The sequence below is a fragment of the Sporosarcina saromensis genome, from assembly GCF_054901285.1.
This window is the reverse complement of sequence record NZ_CM142738.1, coordinates 3,551,882-3,574,284: the sequence shown is the minus strand read 5'-3', so window position 1 is coordinate 3,574,284 and position 22,403 is coordinate 3,551,882. Positions and strand designations below refer to the sequence as shown.

21 protein-coding genes are annotated in these 22,403 nt (G+C 42.7%); 13 read left to right on the top strand and 8 right to left on the bottom strand.

Translation table 11 applies throughout. The annotated features are described in order from the left end of the window. Nucleotides 1-9: 9 nt before the first annotated feature. The 6 genes from ACVHUV_RS18060 to ACVHUV_RS18035 all read right to left on the bottom strand — a co-directional run bounded on the left by ACVHUV_RS18060 (nucleotide 10) and on the right by ACVHUV_RS18035 (nucleotide 5,402). The gene (locus ACVHUV_RS18060; protein WP_462085529.1) at nucleotides 10-420 is read right to left on the bottom strand and encodes a general stress protein; all 411 of its coding nucleotides are present in this window, start codon (nucleotides 418-420) and stop codon (nucleotides 10-12) included. A gap of 580 nt (nucleotides 421-1,000) precedes the next feature. Continuing rightward, nucleotides 1,001-2,350, bottom strand: a complete 1,350-nt coding sequence (locus ACVHUV_RS18055) for a tripartite tricarboxylate transporter permease (protein ID WP_462085528.1) — start codon at nucleotides 2,348-2,350, stop codon at nucleotides 1,001-1,003. After that, complete coding sequence (locus ACVHUV_RS18050) at nucleotides 2,350-2,589, bottom strand: hypothetical protein (protein WP_317942374.1); 240 nt, start codon at nucleotides 2,587-2,589, stop codon at nucleotides 2,350-2,352. Before ACVHUV_RS18050 ends, ACVHUV_RS18055 begins: the two co-directional genes overlap by 1 nt. 10 nt (nucleotides 2,590-2,599) lie before the next feature. Beyond that, nucleotides 2,600-3,151, bottom strand: coding sequence for a type II toxin-antitoxin system RelB family anti-toxin (gene relB / locus ACVHUV_RS18045; protein ID WP_462085527.1), 552 nt, complete (start codon nucleotides 3,149-3,151; stop codon nucleotides 2,600-2,602). A 5-nt stretch (nucleotides 3,152-3,156) separates the two neighbouring features. Beyond that, a complete protein-coding gene (locus ACVHUV_RS18040) occupies nucleotides 3,157-4,500 on the bottom strand; it encodes a hydroxymethylglutaryl-CoA reductase, degradative (RefSeq protein ID WP_462086949.1) in 1,344 nt (447 codons plus the stop codon). Nucleotides 4,501-4,970: 470 nt separating this feature from the next. Then, nucleotides 4,971-5,402 carry a YflT domain-containing protein gene (locus tag ACVHUV_RS18035; protein WP_462085526.1) on the bottom strand — a complete coding sequence of 144 codons (432 nt, stop codon included), beginning with the start codon at nucleotides 5,400-5,402 and terminating at the stop codon, nucleotides 4,971-4,973. A gap of 136 nt (nucleotides 5,403-5,538) precedes the next feature. On the opposite strand from ACVHUV_RS18035, the gene ACVHUV_RS18030 reads away from it, so the two are divergent. Beyond that, on the top strand, nucleotides 5,539-6,057 hold the full coding sequence (locus ACVHUV_RS18030) for a hypothetical protein (RefSeq protein ID WP_371389065.1): 519 nt from the start codon (nucleotides 5,539-5,541) through the stop codon (nucleotides 6,055-6,057). Between the two features lie 72 nt (nucleotides 6,058-6,129). Here ACVHUV_RS18030 and ACVHUV_RS18025 read toward each other — a convergent pair whose 3' ends face one another. After that, nucleotides 6,130-7,101 (bottom strand): YflT domain-containing protein, encoded by a 972-nt coding sequence (locus ACVHUV_RS18025; protein WP_462085525.1) that lies wholly within the window; start codon nucleotides 7,099-7,101, stop codon nucleotides 6,130-6,132. Between the two features lie 166 nt (nucleotides 7,102-7,267). Here ACVHUV_RS18025 and ACVHUV_RS18020 point away from each other — a divergent pair, with 166 nt between their 5' ends. Beyond that, nucleotides 7,268-8,185 carry a patatin-like phospholipase family protein gene (locus tag ACVHUV_RS18020; RefSeq protein ID WP_371389067.1) on the top strand — a complete coding sequence of 306 codons (918 nt, stop codon included), beginning with the start codon at nucleotides 7,268-7,270 and terminating at the stop codon, nucleotides 8,183-8,185. 69 nt (nucleotides 8,186-8,254) lie between these two features. On the opposite strand, the gene ACVHUV_RS18015 is transcribed toward ACVHUV_RS18020, so the two are convergent. Then, a complete protein-coding gene (locus ACVHUV_RS18015) occupies nucleotides 8,255-8,935 on the bottom strand; it encodes a C40 family peptidase (protein ID WP_371389068.1) in 681 nt (226 codons plus the stop codon). Nucleotides 8,936-9,306: 371 nt separating this feature from the next. Here ACVHUV_RS18015 and ACVHUV_RS18010 point away from each other — a divergent pair, with 371 nt between their 5' ends. The 11 genes from ACVHUV_RS18010 to ACVHUV_RS17960 all read left to right on the top strand — a co-directional run bounded on the left by ACVHUV_RS18010 (nucleotide 9,307) and on the right by ACVHUV_RS17960 (nucleotide 22,394). Further along, nucleotides 9,307-9,438, top strand: a complete 132-nt coding sequence (locus ACVHUV_RS18010; RefSeq protein WP_317942380.1) for a hypothetical protein — start codon at nucleotides 9,307-9,309, stop codon at nucleotides 9,436-9,438. Between the two features lie 478 nt (nucleotides 9,439-9,916). Further along, nucleotides 9,917-11,494 (top strand): SpoIID/LytB domain-containing protein, encoded by a 1,578-nt coding sequence (locus ACVHUV_RS18005; protein ID WP_462085524.1) that lies wholly within the window; start codon nucleotides 9,917-9,919, stop codon nucleotides 11,492-11,494. An 18-nt stretch (nucleotides 11,495-11,512) separates the two neighbouring features. Next, nucleotides 11,513-12,478 (top strand): N-acetylglucosamine kinase, encoded by a 966-nt coding sequence (locus ACVHUV_RS18000; RefSeq protein ID WP_462085523.1) that lies wholly within the window; start codon nucleotides 11,513-11,515, stop codon nucleotides 12,476-12,478. A 21-nt stretch (nucleotides 12,479-12,499) separates the two neighbouring features. Beyond that, nucleotides 12,500-13,447: a GNAT family N-acetyltransferase gene (locus ACVHUV_RS17995; protein WP_462086948.1), complete on the top strand. Its 948-nt coding sequence runs from the start codon at nucleotides 12,500-12,502 to the stop codon at nucleotides 13,445-13,447. After that, nucleotides 13,448-14,506, top strand: a complete 1,059-nt coding sequence (locus ACVHUV_RS17990) for a serine hydrolase domain-containing protein (RefSeq protein ID WP_462085522.1) — start codon at nucleotides 13,448-13,450, stop codon at nucleotides 14,504-14,506. 65 nt (nucleotides 14,507-14,571) lie between these two features. Beyond that, on the top strand, nucleotides 14,572-16,140 hold the full coding sequence (nagZ, locus tag ACVHUV_RS17985) for a beta-N-acetylhexosaminidase (RefSeq protein WP_462085521.1): 1,569 nt from the start codon (nucleotides 14,572-14,574) through the stop codon (nucleotides 16,138-16,140). 114 nt (nucleotides 16,141-16,254) lie between these two features. Next, nucleotides 16,255-17,430, top strand: a complete 1,176-nt coding sequence (locus ACVHUV_RS17980; RefSeq protein WP_462086947.1) for an anhydro-N-acetylmuramic acid kinase — start codon at nucleotides 16,255-16,257, stop codon at nucleotides 17,428-17,430. A 485-nt stretch (nucleotides 17,431-17,915) separates the two neighbouring features. Then, nucleotides 17,916-19,244, top strand: a complete 1,329-nt coding sequence (locus ACVHUV_RS17975; RefSeq protein ID WP_317942386.1) for an extracellular solute-binding protein — start codon at nucleotides 17,916-17,918, stop codon at nucleotides 19,242-19,244. 59 nt (nucleotides 19,245-19,303) lie between these two features. After that, a complete protein-coding gene (locus ACVHUV_RS17970; RefSeq protein WP_317942387.1) occupies nucleotides 19,304-20,242 on the top strand; it encodes a carbohydrate ABC transporter permease in 939 nt (312 codons plus the stop codon). A 14-nt stretch (nucleotides 20,243-20,256) separates the two neighbouring features. Beyond that, the gene (locus ACVHUV_RS17965) at nucleotides 20,257-21,228 is read left to right on the top strand and encodes a carbohydrate ABC transporter permease (protein ID WP_317942388.1); all 972 of its coding nucleotides are present in this window, start codon (nucleotides 20,257-20,259) and stop codon (nucleotides 21,226-21,228) included. Continuing rightward, nucleotides 21,225-22,394 (top strand): exo-beta-N-acetylmuramidase NamZ family protein, encoded by a 1,170-nt coding sequence (locus tag ACVHUV_RS17960; protein ID WP_462085520.1) that lies wholly within the window; start codon nucleotides 21,225-21,227, stop codon nucleotides 22,392-22,394. Before ACVHUV_RS17965 ends, ACVHUV_RS17960 begins: the two co-directional genes overlap by 4 nt. Nucleotides 22,395-22,403: the final 9 nt, after the last annotated feature.

Sequence of the window (22,403 nt, the reverse complement as noted above, 5' to 3'; positions counted from 1 at the left end):
CTCATTATCCTATTGCTCACCAGCTTCGATTTCATCCAACGGAATCGGAGCATACTGGTCATATGGATGGTCCTCGTCCGCGGAGTATTCTTTAGACAGCCTCCCATTTATATACAAGAGCAATGCGCCTTCTTGGACCGCATCAAAATAATGTTTCGCTTCCGAATCGGTAAAGCCCGAATCACGTAACATTTGTCGGACATTTTTTTCCCCTACATGGAACCCCATAAATCGATTAAACAGGTTGTATGGAGAATCTTCACCGTCTTTGTCTGCATGTAAAATTAGTTGCTCTACAGCCTTTTCATCTTTCATGACAATTGACATATCTTCCTCTGCCACGCCATCTATTTTTAGATCAACAATCTTCGCAACTAATCGTTGTTGGTTTGGAAAACTGCCGATAAAAGTTTTTTGCAATGATTCCACCTCCTCAAACGTACTTGTCCAAAGAAGATACCCTTGTTTTAGTGATGAGAAACCAACTGTTATTTGCGTAGTATATGGAAATGGATCAAAATCATGAACAGAAGACACGGTCATATGGTGGAACGGCTTTATTTTTATCGAAGATCTTGACGTATGTAAACGGAGTTTTCACCTTGCAAATAATCGCTTTAAATGAAAGTCTGTAGATGGTCAAGTGCATTCTAGCGCGACTGTGGCCATTTTTACACGATTAGATTTCCGCGAGCTGCTGTGTGGCGTGTAATTGAATGATTTGCGTATAATGCCTTTGATAAAAAAGATTTTTGGACTCAGGTTTTTATAGTCTAAAGGTCACGAAATAGCGATAACTTTTCGTATACGATTGATAACTCTTGCTATACGATTAATGATAAAAAATTTCTTTCGTGCGAATACACGTTTGAATGTGAACAAGTTTTTGGAGCGATGCTGTTGTCATTAAAAAATCACCAAAAAACCGCACTGAACCCATACAAATCGGTTCAGTGCGGTTAATTTCTGGCTAAAGTGAACGCTTAGAAAAAATTATAGTTTAAATCAATCCCATCAACCATGGAGCAGCATAAAGAATCATGAACATAACACCATAGTTGACGCCGTGCCGATGTAAGAAACCTGCTACCAAGGCAACTAACATGACGCCGAAAATGTTCGCCCATCCTGCATCCATGAATGCGAGCATGACAACGAGTCCTGCGAACAATCCAATCATTGCTTCATGGGGCACCCATTTGAAAACAAATGCACATATTTGATTGGAGTATTTAATCGTAGCGTAAAATGTCAAGACGATTGCGATCGTAGCACCGATGACCGTTGCGATAACAATTTCACTCATTGACATGATATGGTGAATATTGTTTTCGGGTGTGAAAACGGGCGGCGCATTGAATAGTGCGTTTGCGGGTCCAATCGCCATTGGGGACAACGGCAAGCCAATCGCGATTAACGGAATTAACGTTCCTGAAATGTACGATGCGTTTGTCAGTCCGTCCATTGTAGAGATAGCACGTGATGCACGTTGGACGGGGTCTTTAATATGTCTTGTCAAAAATTCGCCCAAGAAAATGGTCATGCCGACAGGAGTTAGGAAAAACGTTAGTGTTCCAAGTGAACTACCAAGGGCGGACGTTGCCACTTCTTGTTTGGTCAGGATTTTAAAAGGATTTGGAAACCCTTTTTCCTTGCCGTGATTTTTAAAGCTAATTTCTTTAAGGCCAATGATTTGTTCTCGTTCCCGATACTCTTTGCTCATCAATTCAAACAGTTTGAATACGATCGGTCCAATTGTGATGCCGAGAAAGAAAGAAACGAAGACAGTTTTGCCTTCCGGTACGATTCCAATGTCCCAGTAGAGATGACGAAGTCCTTGAATGAGTAAGGCAAATGGGACAATCATTAACAGAGATAGCAATTTGTTAGCAGAGAGTAATGCCAAGAAAAGTGCACCTAAGAAAAAGATCAGTCCTGCATGTTTGCTAATTGAAGAAGCATAAGGCATGATCAAACTCGCAATGAGTAAGCTTAAAGGAATGGATACGATTGTCCCAATGACCGATCCTGAAGCCATTTTACGGATACTGACGTCAGGCAAGCCGTGTTGTTTGAGCACCATTGCATGCTCAACCATCGGTGCAGCCATGACGCCACCCGGAATTCCGGCTACGGCGACGGGAATGGAATCCGTCAATTTTTTGGCAACGATTGCAGAGATGAAAAATGAAAGTATGACATACGGTGAGACGTTCAGTAATACAAGTGCCAGTGTCACAGGCGCAAGGACTGCTGTTTCATCAGTACCCGGCGCGATTCCGATTATTGTATAAAGAACAGCACCGCCGACACTTGCCAGTACCATCAATAAGATGATTGTCAAATCCATTAGTCGTTATCCTCCGTTTCTGTTGTAATTTTTCGCTTCGGTTTAATGAGGATACTCGAAATGATAAAGGCGATAATTCCGCCAGTCAGTCCGAAAACAAGTGGCATTGGTGGCTCGTTCGGTGCAATAATATACCCGCCGAGTGTCAACGCAATCGACAAGACAATCGATATGAGTAGATCCTTCAAATTGACGTTATCTCCCCAAATATCGTAGAAAACGCCTTCTTTTTTCTCCATAATGAACCTCCTAGTTGTTGGAAATAAATATCGTTAATACTTTCGCTTCCATATCGTTTCCTGGTAAAAATACGTGTGGAGTCTTCCCTTTGAAATAGGCACTATCTCCAGATTGAAGTATAGTCGTTTTTCCACCGTATGAAAAGTTGATTTTTCCGGACAGGATGAAAATGAACTCATCCTCTTCATGCGTATAAGGCTGAATCATATCTGCCCCAGGGATGACAGTGACGACGACAGGCTCTATTTTACTGTTTGTAGATAGATTTGCCAACGATTGATACAGATAACTTGCTTCTTCTCCAGCTTCAATTGTTTTGCGCTCCTCTTGTTTCATAATAACAAGTTCCGCATCCGATTCTTCTTGCAATAGCCATGACAAGGTGACACCTAGCACGGAAGCAATTTTGGAGAGAGTAGCAATTGCTGAACCTGTTTGTCCGTTTTCAATTTTTGATATTAAGCTTTTTGTGAAACCAGTTGCTTCTGCTAATTGTTGCTGTGTCATGTTCTTTTTGCGTCGCAGTTCTTTTATTTTCCTACCAGTTTGATTAGGGTTCATCGTTTTCACTCACTTATCAATTTCTTGTTTAGCAGACTTTTTGCAGTGTCCATCCTAACATCTTTTTTCTCAATCATTACTTGCTCCAACCAGTCGATTTCTTCAGGATTTCTGCCAACTTGAGAAGCGATATTTCTGGCATGGAGTGTCATGTGTCCTCGTTGAATGCCTTCAGTTGCTAAAGCACGGATGGCGCCCATGTTTTGAGCGAGACCGACAGCAACAATAATTTGTGCGAGCTCAGACGCTGTTTTAACATCCATTAATTGAAGTGAAAGTTGTGCCATAGGATGTGTCTTTGTTGCTCCGCCCACAATACCGACTGCCATTGGCATTGTTAACTCACCATATAATGTTTTGTCATCAGTATACCATTTTGTCAAAGCTGAATATTGACCTTCCTTCGTGGCATAAGCGTGTGCACCAGCTTCTATGGCACGCCAGTCATTTCCAGTTGCAATTAATACTGGATCAATCCCGTTCATAATCCCTTTATTATGTGTGGCTGCACGGTATGGATCTGCCAATGCTATTTCATTCGCTAACACCATTCTTTTTGCGACATCTTGACCTTTAAATTCATTTGTTTCTAAAGAAAGGAAAGGTATATTTACTTTGGCGCTTGCCAGACGATAAACGGCCAAGTTGCTTAAGATTCTTAATAATACATCCCCACCAGTCAACTTCTCTATTGTCGGTGTCAATCTTTCTGCCATGGTGTTTACTGCATTTGCCCCCATCGCATCTAAAACATCTACGAGTAAGTGAATGATTAGTACTTTTTCAGAAGTTCCCAATTCAAGAACGCGAAGCTCAATATCTTTTACGCCTCCACCTAATTCAACTAAAGTCTGGTCGTACGTATTCGCTTTTTCAATGAGTTCAAGTTTCGCATCGTTAATTGCTTGTTTTGCTTCATCCATATCTTTAATGTTCGTGACATGAATTTGTCCAATCATGATGGAACCAGAATACGTAGTAGAGAAACCACCTGTACTTCTTGCAATCCTTGCCATATTAGAAGCGGCAGCGACAACGGAAGGCTCTTCAACTGCCATGGGAATTAACACATCTTTTCCGTTGATCGTGAAGTTTGTCGCAATCCCAAATGGCAATGGAAATGTCCCGATAACATTTTCTATCATTTTATCTGCAATGGCTAAAGGTAAACCATCAGTAGCATTTTTTAATACGTTTAGCTGTTCCTCTTTTAGTAAAAGTGAAGAAGCCAATACTTCTTGTCGATCTGAAACGGACATTTGAAAATACTTTGGTATTCTAGAGTTTTTCGTTTTCATAAGCTCACTCCTAGGATAGTAGTTACTCGATTCAACAAAGTTGAAATAAATTCAACTAGTATACAAAAAAATAAAGCGCTTTCATGTAGAGTATCATTAGTAGTTTGATAAATCAATATTAATTGACTATAAATCTTAATATACAAATTATTAATTTGTCAAAATCATTTGGCGCGAATAGAATGTGTTAAATAGTAAAATACCCGCGGAGATAGGCCATATGCTTGAGACCTAGAAACTGCATACTCATCCAATAGACCGCATACTTTGCTCAAACGCGGCATAATCGGCTAGAACGCCGCAAACTCCACTGTAACGCCGCATAACCGGCCAAAAGACCGCATACTTTGCTCAAACACGGCATAATCGGCCAAAACGCCGCAAACTCCGCTCAAACGCCGCATAACCGGCCAGAACACCGCAAACTCTGCTCAAACGCGGCATAACCAGCTAGAACACCGCATAATCCATCAATTCGCCGCAAACCCCATAAAAAAACACCCACAAATGTGGATGTTTCTCTATTCACCTTCTAATCCTGACACTTTCGAGTCTTCAGTCTGCACAGGCTCATACGCTCGATACCCATCATCTCCTACAACAAGTGCTGACATCGGAGGATCATCTAGCGGTGGTCCTTCAATGTAAATAAGCATTGCTCCGTTCATAACTTGCTTGTAATACAAATCAGCTTCTGCTTTTGAAAAGCCGACTTCACCCAGCATGCTACGTACATTGTCTTCTCCTGTTAAGAACCCGAAAAAACGTTTCACCATAGAGGAGGGGGAATCTTGGATGTGTTGGGATGTGACGCTTTTCAATTCTTCAACGACAACTTGATCTTTAGCGACAATGTATATATCTTCTGCATGAACGCCTCGCTGTTGTAGCTCTTTTATTTTTGAAAATAACTGATCTCTGAAATGATAAACGCCGATAAAGGTTTTCTTCACAAATGCACCTCCTCGTGTTTTTACAATTACATTACCCTGAAACTGGATGAAGAAAACAAATTTCAGGTAAAAGAGAACATCTAACTGGGTGTTTAACATAGGATAGAAGGAAGAAAAAATAGAGGAGTTCATGCATTTGAAAAAGCCTAACGTTCATTTGCACGAAAAGGTAGATGCTAGCGTGACAAATCAAAAACAGTTTGTTTGGAATCCCCATGTTTCTTTTATGCAAGAACAGCAACAGACGAACGTACACCTTCAAGATGCCGTTGCAAGAGTTGAGGCACTATCGCAAAAGTTGTTGAAAACGGTCCAGCAACAAAAACATGTACAACGCTTTCGACATGACGAAATGGAAGAACGAATGGGCAGCATTTACAACACTTTACTAGAAGCGACTACCCAGCAAGATGCCATTCATCATGAAATTAGCAAGCAAGCCGAAACAGTATTTCGTTTGAGAAGGAGCTTGCAAAATCACCGATTGTCGATGAATGATTTTGCAGTTCATCAATATGATGACTTATACGATATTCTCGACATGTTGGATAAAATCAATGCGCACAATAAAAAAATGGGTGACCTTCAACATGAAGTGTTAGAAAAGCTTACGTTACAAGACGTTCAAAACGTATCTGACGAACTGGATACTTAGGAATTCACAAGCTTTAAATTCTTGAAAAAAACACCCCTGAAACGTAAACATTCAAGGGGTGCTCCTCTCTGATTAGTGTGGGAATTCGTTGTTCGGACGCTTGGTAACACGCTCATCAGTCAGTTGTTGTTCTTCAGACAACTGATTAGATGGTGGTTGCTCATTGGTAGTATAATCGGTCCTTTTACTCTCTGCTAGTTGCTCCGTCGTATACGCATCGACCGGGCTTTCAGGGTGGAAATCTTCGAGTGGAACGCGGATCGTTTCGTCATCTTTTTGGATTTTCACTTCTTGATCGACAGAGGCTAGTTGTTCAGATTCGCTAAAAGCTTCCTGATTATGAACAACTGTTGCATCTGACGGATGAACGACTTCTTCGTGTAGCGCTTGCTGCCTGTTCACAACCTCTTCATTGATGGCACGCTGTTCTTCAAGCTCCTTTTGTGCTGGATCTTTCGGTAAAAGAGCATCTGGATTCACTAGAGGTGCTTGTGGGACACCAGGTGTGATGGACATTGTTGCTGGATTAAATGTTGACATCGCTTCACCACCTACGCGTCCTAATGGTGCTTGAGGATCAACCATTCTGTTCGTTTCATGCGTAGAAGAAGGCGACTCATAATCTTCAGGGGTCACTCGGTTTGCTCCTAGGTTAGGATCCGTACCTTCGTTCATCATACCGAATTGATTAATCGTTTGAGCATGATACTCGTGCAGTTCGCCTTGATCCACATACAGCAGTTTTCCGCCCTTTTCTATTTCACGATAATAATTGTCCATATCTTCTTCAGGCACACCGACTTCTTGCAACATGCTGCGGACATGGTTTTCTCCAGTTAAGAAATCTAAAAAGCGGTCAAACCATGAATCAGGGGTCGTTTGAACATCTCCATATTTCATTCCTTGGAACATTGTAACATCCGAATCATCTTGTGCAATTAAGTAGATATTTTCACCATCTATGCCTTGTGCTTTCAAGTCATCTATTTTTTTCATCAGTTCCGAGTCGTTGTGGTACATGCCGATAAATACCTTTTTATCCATAGAAATTTTCCTCCTTTAGGTGGTGTATGTATTGCATGAATACCCGTTATACAGAGGATGGAAACTACATGTAAGCTTTATGTTTTGGTGAAAAACGATTCTTGTCAAATAGCAATGAATGCTGTTTCATTGCGCTCTTCCTATGACCAACAATTGGAGGGATGCTGTGTATATCGATGGCGTGTTTGCGGGTGGTGGATTAAAAGGTTTTGCTTTAGTCGGTGCATACCAAGCGTTGGAAGTGAGAGGTTACCGTTTTCGACGTGTTGCGGGAACAAGTGCGGGTGCGATCGTGGCGAGCTTCATAGCAGCGGGGTATACTGCAAAGGAAATCGAGGATATGATGCAAGAAGAAGATTTGCAAAATTTACTCGATCCACGTAAAACGCTGATTCCGTTTCCATTCATGAAATGGTTGTTCCTCTATTGGCGAATGGGACTTTATCAAGGGCAAGCATTGGAAGATTGGTTTTTTGAGAAACTATCATTAAAAGGGCTGTACAATTTTTCGGACTTACCGGCGGGTTCATTAAAGTTGGTTGCCTCTGATTTGACAAACGGTAAGATGATTGTATTGCCAGATGATCTCGTACATTACGGAATAGAACCTGGCATGTTTCCGATTGCACGTGCTTTGCGGATGAGTTGTACAATTCCTTTTTTCTTTGAGCCAGTGCGGTTAAAAACACCGACAGGCGAGACAATTGTCGTAGACGGGGGAGTGTTGAGCAATTTCCCGATGTGGATTTTTGATGAAGCGGACGGTTTTCGTAAAAGGCCGTTAATTGGCATGAAATTGAGTCACCCAAAAGATAAAATGCCTGGAAGGAAAATTGATAATGCATTGAATTTGTTTGAAGGATTATTTTCCACAATGAAAAATGCACATGATGAGCGCTATATTTCTAGAAAACATGAAAAAGATATTATTTTTATACCGGTAGAGCAATATAGTGCGACACAGTTTGATCTTGAAGATGAAAAAAAAGAAGAAATGATGGAGATTGGTCGCTTGAAGACGATACAATTTCTGCAAACATGGCCGCATGCGGAAGAAAATCGTACGGTGTTGAAGAAAAACTAGTCAATTACAAAAACCGTGTAGAGCAAGGACTTACTTGCTCTACACGGTTTTTGTGAGACACTAATTCAATTAGAAACGCTTAAAGCTATGGAATTTTGATTTCCAATAGCGATTGTCCAAGCTAACAACTTGAGACTTCTTTCCACCTGCGTGGACAAATTTGTTATTTCCAATATAAATACCGACGTGAGAGATGCCTGGACGGTATGTGTTTTTGAAAAATACGAGATCACCCGGTTTAGGATTGCTTACTTTTTTCGTTTGTGCATATTGGCCAAGTGTATCTCTTGCAACGGATTTACCGGATTTCTTAAATGCATATTGAACAAAACCACTGCAGTCGAATCCTCTCGTCGTTGTACCGCCAAAACGATACGGTATGCCTGTCAGTCCTTTTGCTGTTTCTACAACTTTTGAAGAAGGCGCAGCGCTACTTGTTGTGACTGCTTTTTTTGTCAATAAAGAACTAAGTGCCCATCCCGTTTTACCGTTCACTTTCACTTGGAACCAAAGTTGTTTCCCAACTTTTTTCTCTCCAATGACGGAAACCTTCGTGCCTTTTTTCGCTAACGTAACAATTTTATGACCTGTTCCTGCTCCAGAACGGACATTGACATTATATGCAGTTGAGTATGTACTATTTTGTACGGATGCTACTTCTGTTGTATTTGCACTTGCTTGTGAATGTTCAGTTGTAATACCAAATGCCAATGAACCTGCTACGAGTAATGATAAAGCGACTTTCTTCATGCATTTCCCCTATCCACCACTGATCTATATGGCTTTAATTATTTTCTATTTACCGATCAATTATTTTACATTTATCAGTCTACAGGTTAAACATTACAGTTTAGAGGCAGTAAAATTACAGAAATGTTACAAAGGATTACACGAAGTTTACGATGTGTTTTTGGAATAAAACAGAACCATCTATATAAAACGCACTTGCAGTAGAATGTTATTGCCACAGGTTGAAGATCGTTTCTACAGTTCTTTATTCAATAAATCATATTGTGTCTGAATTATAGATCGCTTTTGAATAATAGTATTTTTACTAGAGTCGTCTCCAAATGGAAAACGCTACATAGTATGAGAAGGGTGATGAAATGGAGGGATATAAAATGCTACAAAGCATATATGTGTTGACAGCTATAGCTGAACATGAACGACTGACGATGCGTGCAGGAAAAACGGGTGGAGATGTCCGTGTAAAGGCGATGCAAGAGGAGGAAAAACGACTGAAAGGACGATAAGTCTTTGAGGTCGTTTTTTATTTTTTGGTCATGCATGACTGAGAGTTTCCATTGCGGAGTTTGCTCGTTACGGAGAGGATTGCGTTGTTATGAGGAGTTATGCGGCGATCCGAAGAAGTATGCCGCGTTTTGCAGAAGTATGCGGTGTTCCGGCGAAGTATGCCGCGATTGAGAGGATTATGCTGCGAACCGGCGAAGTATGCGGCGATTAAGTGGTTTATGCCGCGTACCGATTACAGAGCCACGTTTTACGAAAGTGCTTTGGGAATTCGCGGAGAGGACTATACATAGTTGCTGTTAAACGCGCTGAATGGGTTTTGACAAATTTGGGTCTGGTGTGAAAAAGGTGCCGATTTGAATGGATGAAAAAAAATATCGAAAATAATCTATATTTTTAAAAGGTATTTTCATAGAGGCGTCGAACTTTTTATACTAGCAAGCTGTTTGAATAGTCTATATTGAGAGGATGGGTGAGTGAATGAGATTGTGGAAGGTTCTTACTGTCAGTGTATTTGTATGTGCGATGGTACTTCAAGGATGGGGGGCGTCTTTGGCGTCTGCAGGCGAGTCTGCTGAGGAACCGATCATCCGGATTGGGGTCTTGCCGGCTGTTGAGTCTCTAAGTATTGGGGGACAAGGGAATTTTGACATTATTGATAAGCAGACAGGTGAGGTTTTATTCACAGGCGCAAATGCGCAAAGCGTTGTGGCGTTGAGTGGTACGTCGACGGTACAAAGTTTTTTTCGTTTACAAGTAGCGTTCACGACAAGTGATGTGTATGTTGCAGATTGGGTTCGGCGTGCAACTGAGGAGGGTTATGCCACTTATGTAGAAGACTATAACAATGGCTATCGTTTGTACCTCGGTGAATTTGCACCGGATGCTTCGTTTGCTGAACGGGTCGCTTTTAAAAATGAAGTTGTCGCGAAAGGGTTAGCAGCAAATGATGCATTTTGGAAAGTCGTTACGACAGCTGAAGGAGAAAAACGACTGACGATTTCAATGGACGGTGTTGTGAAAGAGACAACGAATGCTGTACGAGTGATTGCTGCATCCGAAATGGTGACGATCAATGGAAAGGCGTATCGAGGTGTGGCAGAAGTAGGCTTCAATAGTAGTGGTACGTTAGCAGGTATTAATGAATTAAGCATCGAACAATATTTGTATGGAGTTGTGCCAAGAGAACTTCCACCAGTTCCTTATGGAGAAGTGGAAGCGCAAAAAGCACAAGCGATTGCGGCTCGTACGTATGCACTCTCTAACCTAGGCAAGCGAAGTGCGGATGGGTATGATTTATTGCCAACGACATCTGACCAAGTATATGGAGGATTTACGGCAGAACATCCAATATCCAACGAGGCGGTTGACGGGACAAAAGGGATTGTAGCGACATATGACGGAAAGTTGATCACTGCTGTATTCCATTCGACGAGTGGAGGTTTTACCGCGAGCAATGAAGATGTATGGAACTCGGAAGCAACGCCGTATTTGCGGGCGACACATGTAGCGCAGAAAGGGAATTCATTGAAGTATGTACCTGCGTTGGAAATTTACAAGAAAACCGGGAACTCCGAGTCGCTACGAAAAGTGAAGAATGGAGATTTTGAAGCGGACTGGTCACGGTATTACCGCTGGCATTTCGAGTGGACTGCCGAAGAGATTAGTGACGTTATCGGAAGTTATTTCAATACGGATGTTGGTAGAGTCCTTGAAATTAATGTGACGGAACGTTCGCGATCAGGACGAGCTGCGGTGATTGAGTTCGTTACGGAAAATGGGACGTTCTACGAATATAAAGACCGTATTCGGTGGGCATTGCAATATATTAACGCAAACGGAAGCCCAGCAGTATTGCTGAGTACGCTATTCATCATTGAGCCAGTGAAAGATCAAGAGACAGGCGAAACAATCGGATACAAAGTAGATGGCGGCGGCTGGGGACATGGAGTTGGGATGTCACAAGTCGGTGCTGTCGGCATGGCTGAAAAAGGCTATACGTACGATGTCATCTTAAAGCACTTTTATACAGGAATTGATTTGGAAACTAGATATTAAAAAGGCGGTCGTCGTATCATGTATGTTTTAGGAATAGACGGTGGGGGGACGCGAACAACTGCAGTTGTTGCGGATGAATTTGGGAACGTTTACATGCATGCTGTTGCTGGCAGAAGTAACCCGAACACCCTCACGCAAGAAGCATTTGAAGAAGTGTTAAGTTCTCTATTAGTGGACATAAAAAAACAAAACGACGATGTTTTTCGACAACTTTCCTTATGTTATGCAGGCATAGCAGGTGTTGGCGAAAGTGGTCGTGATAAGGAGGTGGTAACCCTTTTGCGTAAAGGGTTACCGCCACAAACTGTTGTTACAGTACAAAATGATGCGTGGAATGCACTTTACGCAGGCACATTAGGGAAGCCGGGTATTGTGCAAATTGCAGGCACAGGAGCAATCACATTAGGTGTGAATGAAGAAGGCAAAGAGGCTCGAGTAGGTGGTTGGGGTTATTTGTTTGATGATGAAGGTAGCGGCTTCTATTTAGGCAAGCATGCGCTAAAAGCGATCTTTCGTGCGTACGATGGACGTGGTCCAGAGACTTCATTGTCGAACCGTTTTTGCAAGCACTTCCAAATAGCTCATGTTCCTACAATCATTTCAAAAGTCTATGGGAATGAGCATCCGAGATCGGTAATTGCGCCCCTTGCACATATCGTTGTGGAAGAGGCACAACAAGGTGATGCGGTTGCGCTTGCTATTACAAACGAAGCGTGTAAAGAAATGGTGCATGCCATTCACACGTGTCATCGGACTTTATTTGCTAACAATCATGCAACAAACATCGTGTTATCAGGTGGCGTTTTTTCCGAAGGACCATTTTTTATAGAGAAATTTCGCGCACTGTCAAAAGTGTCGTTGCCGTCTGTTACATTTGAATTAACAAAAGTACCACCAGTCGGAGGAGCTGTTTTAGCAGCTTTTGCAAGTGAAGGCATACAAGTAGCAGAGGACTTTTCAGCTCGATTCAATGAAAAGCTTTAGGGGGGTGTACCATTGGAAAAAGTGTACATGGATAAGCTTGATCATTCACAAATTGTGCAACTATGGAATGATACAATCGGAAATCGTTTTCCGATGACAAATGCGTTATGGCATCAAAATACCACCCGTGATTCAAATGTAAATTGGAAAGGATCCGTAGCGATCGTCGAAAATGGTGAGCTACTCGGCTTTGTTGTCACGAAACAGTTTCAAGAACAGCTTCCTGTACAAATGTCGACGTCAATTGGTTGGCTTCAATGCTTACTCGTCAAATCCTCTGCACGTCATCGTGGAATCGGGTCGAAGCTCCTTTATCATGCGGAAGAGGCATTAAAGGAAGCAAATGTGCATGAAATTCTTTTAGGGCGTGATCCGTGGCATTACTTTCCAGGTGTGCCGCTAGAAGATCTATCTGCTATTGAATGGTTCAAGGAAAAAGGCTATGAAAAGACTGCTGCCGAAACCGATTTGAAAAAGGATATGAGGAATGCTGAGCTGTACAAATTAACCAATTCAGCCGACAATTTTCGCGTGCTAAGTGATGAGGACGTACCGAACCTCGTCCAATTCCTAAAACACACTTTTCCTGGTCGTTGGCATTACGAAGCGGTTCATTACGAAAAACTGCAAGGGACAGGTCGGGAATTCATAGGTTTATATCAGAAGGATAGATTGAAAGGTTTTTGCCGAATCAATGATGCACAGTCGCCAGTTATTGCGCAAAACGTTTATTGGTCCGGATTAGTACAAGGTGAATTAGGTGGAATTGGCCCGTTAGGAATAGACAAGTCAATACGGGGAAAGCACTTTGGTTTGGATTTAGTAAAGGCGGCAGCCAATGAATTGGCGTCAAGAGGTGTGGATGAAATTGTCATTGACTGGACGCAACTGGATTCATTTTATGAAAAACTTGGTTTCATACCTTGGAAACGCTATCAAGGAATGCGCAAAACGATAGGGGTGAAGTGATTGAGAGAAGCGATACGAGCGTTTTTACAACGAGAAATCGATGAGCAAGTGACACCAGGTGCGGTCATTCGGATACGACATAAAGGTAGAATAGTTGTAGATGAAGCACTCGGAACAAATAGTTTAGAAAATGACAAAGTCCCGATGACGAGTGCTCACGTTTTTGATATGGCGTCCTTAACGAAAGTGATGGTGACGTTGCCGGCAATTTTACAACTTTGTGCCGCAGGCGAAATCCACTTACATGACAAAGTCGCTACATTCATTGATGGTTTTGGTAATAAAGGAAAAGAAGCTATAACCATTCAACAATTGTTAACCCATTCTTCCGGTTTGATTGCGCATAGGCCTTACTTTGAACGAAGGCTGTCAGCGCAAGCAGTATTGGAGGAAATTAAGCGCGATGAGTTGACTTATCAATCAGATACAGCTGTCGTCTATAGTGACTTAGGGTTCATCTTACTAAAGGAGATTATTGAACAAGTAACACAACAACCGCTTGAAGAATATGCAAAGACACATCTATTTGAACCGCTCTCCATGCAGGCTACTTGCTTTAAACCGCAAGTCGCTCGGGATAAGCTTGCTCCAACAGAATATGTTGAGCACTTACAAGGCCGCAAATATGGCATTGTCCATGATGATAATACGGAATTCATGGGCGGTGTGAGTGGGCATGCAGGTTTATTTTCAACAATGGAAGATTTGTCACGTTTCACGTCGATGTTGGAGACGGAGGGTGTCTATAATGGAAGGATGATTATTCATCCACAGTGGTTAGCACTTTCTAAAAAGAATTTTACATCGTATTCAACCGAAAGCAGAGGGATTGGCTGGCAGTTAAAGGGAGAAGGGCCGAGTCCTGTTGGAGACCTGATGTCTTCAAAAACATATGGTCATACAGGGTTTACGGGCACAAGTTTTTTCATTGACCCGGTGAATGAACTGACTGTCATGTTGTTGACCAACCGAGTCTACTTTGGAAGAACCGCTTCCATGATTCGCTTGCGGCCACGATTACATAACCTCATCATGACAAAACTATATGAAACTAAATGAGCGATTAGTCTTCATCGAGGGCAGTGGAATACATTGTAGGCTGCATTTTAAAAAGGAGGAGTACCATGAATTTACAAAAGAAGGTCGGTCGACTACTTGTAGCCGGATTTAAAGGGATCACGATGTCTGAGGAAATAAAACACTTGATCCATACGTATCACATAGGAGGAATTATATTATTTGGCAGAAACATTGGTACGCCTGCGGAAATCCGCAAGTTGACGAACAGTTTGCAACGTGAAGCGAAAGAAGCAGGGTATACGTCACCATTGCTCATATGCATCGATCAGGAAAACGGTGTAGTGAGACGATTGGGAGAAGGGACGACAATTATACCGGGCGCGATGCTATTAGGAGCGACAAAAGATTCTCTTTTAGCACAGCAAGCAGGTTTTTTGACGGGTAAAGAATTGAAAGCGCTCGGCATTAACTGGAACCTTGCTCCGGTCGTGGATGTGAATAATAATCCGGCCAATCCGGTAATCGGTGTACGTTCTTTTGGTGAAAATCCAATGGAAGTCGCAGAAATGGCAAAACATTCAATGATGGGTATGCAAGAAGCAGGGATTGCGACGACATTAAAGCATTTTCCGGGTCATGGCGATACGAGTGTTGATTCTCATCTTGATTTGCCGGTCATTGCACATGACTTGGACCGTTTACATGCGGTGGAATTAGTGCCATTTAAAACATGTATGGGTGCTGGGGCAGATGCGATTATGAGTGCGCACGTTTACTTTCCTGCATTAGAACGTGAAGCAAACGTGCCAGCGACGTTATCTCGTGCGATCATAACAGGGCTATTGCGAGAACAATTAGGATTTGAAGGTGTCATTACGACAGACTGTATGGAAATGGATGCGATTGCGAAAGGTGTAGGGACAGTGGAGGGATGTGTCCGAGCAGTCGAAGCGGGTGTTGATTTTGTCATGGTTTCCCATTTGCATGACTTGCAAGAGAAAGCAGTCAAGGCGTTGGAACAAGCAGTACGAACGGGAAGAATAGCCGAAGAGCAAATTGACGCCTCAATCGCTAGAATTGAGAAACTTGCCAATTTGTATTCGTCATGGGAGGAAATTGAGACAAACCTAAACGGCTTGGAAGAAGTCGGTTCCCTTCACCACCAACAGCAGATGCAAGAGGTCTACGCAAAAGGGATTACAGAAGTCGTAGGGCCTGGTACAACCATTCAACAAGATGACAATGTCTTACTCGTATATCCGACGAACAACTATGCAACGTTAGTGGAAGATAAACGCTATTCTACGTTATCCATGGCGACGCAATTAAACAAAGTTCACCGACATGTTACTGCAATGGAGATTGCATCGATGCAAGATGAAAACCGTCTTCGTGAAGTGTTAGAAGTTGCTCAAAACGTTGATCACATTGTTGTTCTGACATTGAATGCAGTCCAACAACTAGAACAACAACAATTTGTACAGCGGTTAGTAGCAAGTGGAAAACCTGTAGACGTAGTAGCAATCCGTTCACCGTATGACGCCGGCTGCTTCGTAAACGTCAATCGAATGGTTTGTACGTATGAATTTACAGAAACAGCTTTTGTGGTGGTAGCCAAGTATTTAGTAGGGGAATGCCCTGTTAGTGGTAAGTTGCCTGTGACGATTACGTGATTGAAAATTCTTTTTAGAAAAATAAATTTGTATTGAAATTTAATTTCACAACAGCTAAACTATTGGTAAGCGTTTACAAAGTCTTATGAAGAATGGGGGATGCCTTTGAAGCCTATGCGCGTTTGTGGATTGATGTCTGGCACTTCTTTGGATGGGCTTGATATTGCCATTGTAGATTTTTCGTATGAACAGTCAGCGCTGCAACATGCATTGATTGGTTTTACGACAAAGCCCTATGACGAGGCATTACGCAAAAAGCTTCATGCACTCATGGATCCAAGGACATCTGTCCAAGAAGTTTCATCCATGAATATGTATTTGGGTGAACTGTTTGCGACATACGTAATAGAAGCTTTAGAAGAATTAGAGATTCCTATAGACACCGTTGATGTAATCAGTTCACATGGACAGACAATTTGGCACGAACCGTCTGTAAATGTGGCTGATGTATATGCTCGACCGAATACGCTACAAATTGGAGATATTGCAGTAATTGCTGAAAGAACGGGTCGGACTGTCATCGGAGATTTCAGAACGAGAGATATGGCTGTTGGAGGGCAAGGTGCTCCTTTAGTGCCGTATGCGGATAAGCTATTATTCCAATCAACAACTGGTCGTGTGCTCGTTAACATCGGCGGAATTGCTAATTTGACAGTGTTGCCTCCTATTCATTCAACAGAAAGCATCATTGCCTATGATACAGGGCCCGGCAATATGATCATTGACGCTTGTATCTTGAGGCATTCAAATGGCCAAGTGACATTTGATGAGAATGGAGAAATCGCTAGAAGTGGCACGGTGCAAAATGCATGGCTGAAAGATTTGTTACAGCATTCGTATTTCAAAGCACCTATTCCCAAAAGCACGGGGCGCGAGTTGTTCGGAGAGGCGTATGTGAAAGAATTCTGGTATGAAGGGGATGCATACAACTGCACATCCGCCGACAAAATTGCAACCGCCACAATGTTCACAGCATCATCCATCACTTCTGAAATCCTAAAATACCGAGACACACATGACGTACACGAAGTGATTGTCAGTGGCGGTGGCGCACACAACAGTACGTTAATGGCAATGATCCAACAACTGTTACCAAGCGACATCCGGCTCATCACATCAACCGAAGCCGGCATCAACACAGACGCCAAAGAAGCCTTCGTCTTCGCACTACTCGGCTACTTAGGCATACAAAAAACACCAAACTCCCTCCCAGAAGCAACAGGAGCGAGAAAAGAAACCATAATGGGAAAAATCGCATGGGGATCATCAAAAGCGGAGAGTGGCGTCTAGCTGCGACAGGCGCTGGAAAGCTCAAGGAAAAGGCGCTCTTTGCCTTTACCTTGAGCTTGAAGCGACCCGAGCAGCTGCCACTCGCAGCTGGACGATATCAAAAGCGTAAGGCGCCGCTCTAGATACGACGGGCATAAGAGGAAGACGCGAAGTGGCGCCCTTTGCCACACAGCGGATTTCCTTATGACCCGAGCAGCTGCCACTCGGAGCTGGACGATATCAAAAGCGGAGAGTGGCGTCTAGCTGCGACAGGCATAAGGCAAAGACGCGAAGTGGCGCCCTTTGCCACACAGCGGATTTCCTTATGACCCGAGCAGCTGCCACTCGAAGCTAGCCGACACTCGAAGCTAGCCGACACCCTGGCGCTTAGCTATCCGTTTCCTGAAAAAAGTAAGACACACTCAATACAAGTAACAAATAACTGTTAAACAAAAGGGGAAAAAGTTGTAACCATATAATCATTTAAAACTTTGGGGGGTTAAGAGATGAAGAGATTGTGGAAGAAGTCAGCAGCAGCCGTTTTATCATTGGGGTTGGCAGCAACTGTACTTGGGGCTTGTAGTGAGAAAGAAGATGCAGGAAATGCAGAAGAATTTAAAGGGAAAATAACGATTTGGGACGGACCGAGATGGCCAGATGAAGACGACAATAAATTCCATTGGTTAGAAGCGAAAATTAAGGAATACGAAGAAGCGAATGATGGCGTTGAAATCGATTTAGTCCAAGTGCCTTGGGCTGAAATGGGCGATAAACTAGGTGTTGCGATTGCAGGTAAAGCTTGGCCAGATATCGCGCCAGTCGATATTAGTGGGAGCGCTGTAAGTATTGATCATATTGAACAAGGCGTCATCGAATCATTAGATCCGTATTTTGACAAAGACGCGAAAAAAGATTTCTACGAAAACGCGTTAGATGCATACACCCATGATGGGAAATTGTACGGTATTCCAAATAGTATTACGCTACACTCCATGCTTTTGAACTTGGATTTATTTGAAGAAGCAGGCGTTGAGCCTCCGAAAGATGGAAAATGGACATATGATGAGTTTTTGGCAGCTGCTGAGAAACTGACCTTCGACCGTGATGGGGATGGGAAAATTGATGTCCACGGCTTCTCCACATACATTATGCCTGGCTACTATGAAGCATGGCCGTTCTTCTACAAAAACGGAGGTTCACCACTTAATGATGATATGACGGAGTTCACTTTCGATTCACCAGAAACTGTGAAAGCGATTCAAGATTTAGCTGATTTAAAATTGACGCATAAAGTTGCGCCTGAAACACACGGTGGCAATGACGTTGGTGGAACGTTCCAAGCATGGGCGAATGAAGAGCAACGGACAGTCGCAATGCAACCTTGGGCAACATGGGCAATTGGTGCAGCACAAGGTAAATACCCGACAAACTTCATGGTTGCTGATTACCCAACTGGTGAATCAGGGGATCCAGTCACAATCGGTGGTGTTGGTGGATGGGTCATGATGCACCAAAAAGATGTAAATAAGAAAGCTGCCGTTGCAGACTTCATGAAATTCATCTCAACTGCAGAAGAGCAATCTCATATGGCTCAAAATTACGGAATTTTCCCTGCACGCATCAGTGCTGCAGAAATGGATCCATTCAAAGACAATCCTGAAATGACACGCGCGATGGAAATGTCTGACCAAGTTATTATGCTTCCACGTCATCCAGAATGGAGAAAAATCGATGAAGCAATCCAAACAGAGCTACAGCTCGTGTTTAACGGAGAGAAAACCGCCGAGCAGGCAATGGCTGATGCAAAGAAAGCTGTCGATAAAATACTAGAGTAAGATTTCACAAGCAGGCTATGCATCGCGTATGCCTGCTTCACTTTTAGGGGGTGTCCAACATGACGCAAATGCCAATGGGAGCCGTTCCAAAAAAAGAAGAGAAGTTACGCGTGAAAAAACCGAACAGACATGTGTTTCGGGCAATGAAAAAAAACTATAGTGCCTACCTCTTTCTATTACCTAAACTCATATTGTTTACATTGTTCGTTGCCATCCCAGTTGTATGGGCCTTCGTATTATCCTTTCAAAAGTACAAAATTTTCGGTAGTGAATTTGTCGGTTTTGAGAATTACATAGAAGTGTTTCAAAGTGAAGCATTTCGTATCGCTTTAAAAAACACTTTGCTATTTACAGCTGTAACCGTTCCATTCGGTGTCATTAGTGCACTCGTACTCGCGACACTCATATTTGAACTTGGGAAGTTCTCGCAAAGCCTTTTCAGATCTGCATTTTACTTACCGACTGTTACATCTATGGTCATCATTGCGATGGTATGGAGATGGATGTACAACTATGACTTCGGATTATTCAACTATGTTCTAGGGTGGTTCGGCGTAGAGCCGATCAATTGGCTCGGTCAATCAAGCACAGCACTATGGGCATTAATTATTATGCAATGTCTCATTCCATTCGGTGTCGGCATTATTTTGTATTTGGCTTCGATGGGCTCGATTTCACAGTCATTGTATGAGGCGGCAAGGATGGATGGAGCAGGGAAGTTTAAGCAATGGATTCATATTACGATTCCGTTGCTCAAGCCGACGACGCTATACCTTGTTTTGTTAAGCACAATTGGTTCCTTCCAAGTGTTTACACAAATTATTATGATGACAGGTGGCGGACCGGGAAGTGCAACGGAAACGCTTGTCCACTTAATTTATAAAACCGGTTTCCGCGACTTTGAATTTGGATTGGCTGGGGCACAGTCCGTTGTATTGTTTGTCATTATCCTCATCTTTTCCGTCATCCAATTCCGGATGCTTCGCCACGATGAGTGATTGGGGGATAGGAAATGAAGAAAAAACCGCTAGATCGTATAAATAAATTTATCATATTCGGCTTGCTATTTGTCTTTGCAATCGTCTCATTGCTACCGTTGTATTGGGTGTTTTCCACTTCATTGCAATTAAGCAGCTACCAATCACAAGATATGGAGCGGCCAGTCTCTTATGTAGACTCTAATCCTCCAAAAATGTATCCGATGGGCATCCCGCTCTATTTTGAACATTGGGGAGAAGCGAGAGAAGCAGCGAAAGCGGGAGATGTGGAAGAAGAAGCCTACCATCGCGAGATGATGGATCATATCGTATCGAATACTTTTGGCAGCTTTAAAACTTTGTTCAAAAAACACGATGTTGGGAAATGGTTTTTTAATAGTATTTATATCGCCGTCGTTGTAACGATTGGCATATTGCTCATCGACTCGATGGCCGGTTATGTATTGGCGAAAAAGAAGTTCCCAGGACGAAATCTCATCTTCTGGATTATCATTTCAACAATGATGATCCCTGGTCAAGTAACACTCGTGCCGTTATTCATCATGGTCGGGAATCTTGGATTAATGGATACCCATTGGGCGTTAATCTTACCAGATCTATCAATGGTTTTCGGTGTATTTCTTATGAGGCAGTTCATGTATTCCGTTCCGGATGAGTTGCTTGAAGCGGCTAAAATCGACGGAGCAAGTGAATGGCGAACATTTTGGACAGTCGTCTTACCTCTTGCGAAACCTGGCTTGGCGGCACTTGGAATCTTTACATTCATGAATGTGTGGAACTCCTTCCTATGGCCAATTATCGTATTGAATACAGCGGAGCTTTACACGTTACCTGTCGGCTTGAAAACGTTGCAAGATGCCAACTTGGCAAGTTTCAAGCTACTCATGAGTGGAGCAGCCGTAGCAGCCATTCCGATGATTATTGTATTCATTCTGTTCCAACGCTATTTTGTTAAAGGTTTAACACTAGGTGGCGTGAAAGAATGATGCGTTCACAACAAGTACAGTTAGGTGTGGATGTGTTTTTTGAACAGGATTTATCATCGCTCAAAGGAAAGAGAATTGGTTTATTGACAAATCAAACGGGCGTAAATGCAGAACTTGTCTCAACGATTCGATTAGTCCATGATCATCCCGACTTACATTTGGTGGCATTATTCGCCCCTGAACATGGGCTATTGACAAATGCAAGAGAAGGCGAAAAATTCACAGATGCAGTCCATTGTTCTACAGGTCTTCCGGTATTTAGTTTGTATGGGAAGACGAAAAAGCCGACGGATGCAATGATGGATGCAGTGGATATTGTCATCTTCGATATGCAAGATATTGGTGCCCGCTATTATACGTACATGTACACGATGGCTTATATGATGCAAGCGTGTGCAAGAAAAGGGAAGCGGATGATTGTACTTGATCGGCCAAATCCGATTGGAGGAGAAGCCGTTGAAGGGAATTTCATAGAGGAAGGCTTTACATCGTTTGTCGGATTATACCCGATTCCAAATCGGCACGGCATGACGATTGGGGAATTAGCGACTTATTTTAATGAAGTGTTTGGTATCCATTGTCAATTGGACGTCATTCACATGAAAGGCTGGAAACGCAATTTATACTTTCATGAAACGGGGCTTCCATGGGTGCCACCTTCACCCAATACAACAACCGTTCAGATGATGCTCCTCTACCCTGGTACATGTCTGTTGGAAGGGACGAACCTTTCTGAAGGAAGGGGAACAACTCAACCTTTTGAAGTGATCGGAGCGCCTTTCATTGATGGTGAAAAACTGCAAGATCGTGTAAATTCACTAGGTATAGAAACCATTCGGGCACGAGCAACTGCATTTACACCGACTTACCAAAAATACGCAGGAGAACATTGTGAAGGCATTCAATTGCACGTGACAGAACCAAGACGAATACAGCCTTTACATACGTTCGTTACCGTTCTTGCTGAAATTATTGACATGTATCCAAAACAAGTGGATTTTTTGACGTACGGATCGTTGAAACATCCGATGTTTGACTTGCTCGCAGGAAATGCTGAGTTGCGCCATGGTCTATTAAGAGGGAGTCTAGGAGATTATCAGGCTAAATGCCAATCGGATACAGCGGTTTTCATGGACAAAAGAGAAAAATACTTATGCTATAGATAGGAAGGCGGA

Bases quoted from the DNA above. Each gene is read 5' to 3' on its own strand.
- ACVHUV_RS18050 (WP_317942374.1), bottom strand. From the start codon at position 2,589: ATGGAGAAAAAAGAAGGCGTTTTCTACGATATTTGGGGAGATAACGTC.
- ACVHUV_RS17970 (WP_317942387.1), top strand. From the start codon at position 19,304: ATGACGCAAATGCCAATGGGAGCCGTTCCAAAAAAAGAAGAGAAGTTA.
- ACVHUV_RS17975 (WP_317942386.1), top strand. From the start codon at position 17,916: ATGAAGAGATTGTGGAAGAAGTCAGCAGCAGCCGTTTTATCATTGGGG.
- ACVHUV_RS17965 (WP_317942388.1), top strand. From the start codon at position 20,257: ATGAAGAAAAAACCGCTAGATCGTATAAATAAATTTATCATATTCGGC.
- nagZ (WP_462085521.1), top strand. From the start codon at position 14,572: ATGAATTTACAAAAGAAGGTCGGTCGACTACTTGTAGCCGGATTTAAA.
- ACVHUV_RS18010 (WP_317942380.1), top strand. From the start codon at position 9,307: ATGCTACAAAGCATATATGTGTTGACAGCTATAGCTGAACATGAACGA.
- ACVHUV_RS17960 (WP_462085520.1), top strand. From the start codon at position 21,225: ATGATGCGTTCACAACAAGTACAGTTAGGTGTGGATGTGTTTTTTGAA.
- ACVHUV_RS18025 (WP_462085525.1), bottom strand. From the start codon at position 7,101: ATGGATAAAAAGGTATTTATCGGCATGTACCACAACGACTCGGAACTG.
- ACVHUV_RS18015 (WP_371389068.1), bottom strand. From the start codon at position 8,935: ATGAAGAAAGTCGCTTTATCATTACTCGTAGCAGGTTCATTGGCATTT.
- ACVHUV_RS18055 (WP_462085528.1), bottom strand. From the start codon at position 2,350: ATGGATTTGACAATCATCTTATTGATGGTACTGGCAAGTGTCGGCGGT.
- ACVHUV_RS18005 (WP_462085524.1), top strand. From the start codon at position 9,917: ATGAGATTGTGGAAGGTTCTTACTGTCAGTGTATTTGTATGTGCGATG.
- relB (WP_462085527.1), bottom strand. From the start codon at position 3,151: ATGAACCCTAATCAAACTGGTAGGAAAATAAAAGAACTGCGACGCAAA.
- ACVHUV_RS17980 (WP_462086947.1), top strand. From the start codon at position 16,255: ATGCGCGTTTGTGGATTGATGTCTGGCACTTCTTTGGATGGGCTTGAT.
- ACVHUV_RS18000 (WP_462085523.1), top strand. From the start codon at position 11,513: ATGTATGTTTTAGGAATAGACGGTGGGGGGACGCGAACAACTGCAGTT.